The 2,539-nt window shown below is 62.0% G+C and carries 3 protein-coding genes; 2 read left to right on the forward strand and 1 reads right to left on the reverse strand.

The window, feature by feature from the left end; genetic code table 11:
• Both EOA85_RS32565 and EOA85_RS32570 read left to right on the forward strand, forming a co-directional pair.
• Positions 1-1,319 (forward strand): amidase family protein (locus tag EOA85_RS32565; protein ID WP_127212455.1); only part of this gene is annotated, 1,319 nt, incomplete at its 5' end.
• A 223-nt stretch (positions 1,320-1,542) separates the two neighbouring features.
• Positions 1,543-2,346, forward strand: coding sequence for a YdcF family protein (locus EOA85_RS32570; RefSeq protein ID WP_127212456.1), 804 nt, complete (start codon positions 1,543-1,545; stop codon positions 2,344-2,346).
• On the opposite strand, the gene EOA85_RS32575 is transcribed toward EOA85_RS32570, so the two are convergent.
• A partial coding sequence (locus tag EOA85_RS32575; RefSeq protein WP_127212457.1) for a DUF599 family protein occupies positions 2,307-2,539 on the reverse strand: 233 nt, incomplete at its 5' end. The genes EOA85_RS32570 and EOA85_RS32575 overlap by 40 nt on opposite strands.

The following is a 2,539-nucleotide window of genomic DNA, read 5'->3' on the forward strand; positions in this document are numbered from 1 at the left end:
GCACCGAAGGCATCCACACCCAGGCCTGCAGCCATGTGCTGGATGGGTTCAAGCCACATTACGAATCGACTGTCACTGCCAATCTGTGGGCCGACGGCGCCGTGATGCTCGGCAAGCTCAACATGGACGAGTTCGCCATGGGCTCGTCCAACGAGACCTCCCACTACGGCCCCGTCGTCAATCCGTGGCGGCGTTCGCGCCTCGACACGGTGGTGATGCCAACCACGCATCAGGGCGATGGCGGTTTCGTCTCGGCCGGCGGCACCAGGACCGCGCGCACGCTGGACAACGCCCAGCTGGTGCCGGGCGGTTCGTCAGGCGGCTCGGCCTCCGCCGTTTCAGCGCTCCTATGTGCCGGCGCCACCGCCACCGACACCGGCGGTTCGATCCGCCAGCCCGCCGCCTTCACCGGCACGGGCGGCATCAAGCCGACCTACGGCCGCTGCTCGCGCTGGGGTATCGTCGCCTTCGCTTCGTCGCTTGACCAGGCCGGACCGATCGCCCGCGATGTGCGCGACGCCGCGATTCTCTTGAAATCGATGGCCTCGGTCGATCCGAGGGACACCACCTCGGTCGACCGGCCGGTGCCGGATTACGAGGCGGCGATCGGCAAGCCGATCAAAGGCATGAAGGTCGGCATCCCCAAGGAATACCGCGTCGACGGCATGCCCGACGAGATCGAGGCGCTGTGGCAGAAAGGCATTGCCTGGCTGAAAGATGCCGGCGCCGAGATCGTCGACATTTCGCTTCCGCATACCAAATATGCGCTGCCGGCCTATTACATCGTCGCGCCCGCCGAAGCCTCTTCGAACCTCGCCCGCTATGACGGCGTCCGCTATGGGTTGCGCGTGCCGGGCAAGGACATCGTCGACATGTACGAGAAGACCCGCGCCACCGGCTTCGGCCGCGAGGTCAAGCGCCGCATCATGATCGGCACCTATGTGCTCTCCGCAGGCTACTACGACGCCTACTATCTGCAGGCGCAGAAGGTGCGGAATCTCATCAAGCGGGATTTCGAAAATGCATTCACGGCCGGCGTCGATGTCATCCTGACACCGGCAACGCCGTCCGCGGCCTTCGGCATCGCCGACGAGGACATGGCTGCCGACCCGGTCAAGATGTACCTCAATGACATCTTTACGGTGACGGTGAACATGGCTGGACTGCCGGGTATCGCCGTACCCGCGGGGCTTGACGCCAAGGGCCTTCCGCTCGGCCTGCAGCTCATCGGCCGGCCCTTCGACGAGGAAACTTTGTTCCAGACCGCCCATGTCATCGAACAGGCGGCGGGTACGTTCCAGCCGGAAAAGTGGTGGTAGGATCGTTTCTAATCCAAGGCTTCGCATTTGAATGATGCGAGGCACTTTAGTCCTGGCTCATGAATGTCGTTGCCCCAAAACTGCTACGCGCTTTGGGGCGGCATGCGTTAGAGCGACGAGCATCCACTTGGACGCACAAAGGACACTCTAACACTTTGAATCTACGCATCGTGCTTTCCTAAAATCGGTGCCGATCTTTGGGCCGATGCGGTGAGGGTGAGGGATGTTCTTCTATCTTTCCAAATTTCTCTGGTTCTTTGTCCAGCCGTTGAATGGTGCGATCTTCCTGCTGCTGGCGGGGCTGTTGGCGTCGAGGTTCGGGTGGCAACGATTGGCGACCGCCGGCAGCTTCCTTGCCCTCGTTATTTTAGCGCTTTCGACATTGACCTCACTCGGGGCAATGATGCTCATTCCGCTGGAGCAACGCTTCCCCAGGCCGCCGCTGCCAGAAAAGGTGGACGGTATCATTGTGCTGGGCGGCGGTTTGGAGGGCGCCACCAATGCCGTGCGTGGCGGCTATGAATTGAATGGCGCCGGCGACCGGATCGTCGAGGCGGCCGTACTGGCACGGCGTTTTCCGACAGCGAAAATCGTTATCTCCGGTGGCACTGTCCAGATGCTCGCCGAAGGTGAGGGCGATGCAGATACGGGGCCGCGTCTGCTCACTGCGCTTGGCGTGACGACCGATCGGCTGGTCCTCGAGAACAAATCCCGCAACACTTACGAGAATGCAGTCTTCACCAGAGAACTGGTGACGCCAAAAGCGGGTGAGACCTGGTTGCTGGTGACATCAGCCTTCCACATGCCACGCGCCACGGCGCTGTTCGACAAGGCCGGCTTTCCGACCATTCCGTGGCCGGTCGACTACATGACCACTGGCAAGGAAAGCATCGGTGCGTTCTTCCCTTATAGCGGGTTGGAGGTCACCACCACCGCAATCCGTGAATGGATCGGGCTCGTCGCCTACTGGCTGTCGGGCCGCATCGATCAACTCTTCCCTGGACCGGGTGTTGGTTCGGGCGGCTGACCGATCACGGCTTGCCGGGCCGCCGAGAAGAACTGGCGACGCACCAGGACCGCCAGCAAAAGCAGCGTCGACAGCACGAACACTTTTGGGTCGACGAACCAGCCGAGATAACCGATCGAGAAAAACACGCCGCGAAGGCCGGAATTGAAGTGTTTCCCGGCCAGCATGTTCATGCGCGCCGCACGCCATACCC

Origin of the sequence: Mesorhizobium sp. M5C.F.Ca.IN.020.29.1.1 (assembly GCF_003997375.1) — a bacterium.
Lineage (GTDB): Bacteria > Pseudomonadota > Alphaproteobacteria > Rhizobiales > Rhizobiaceae > Mesorhizobium > Mesorhizobium wenxiniae.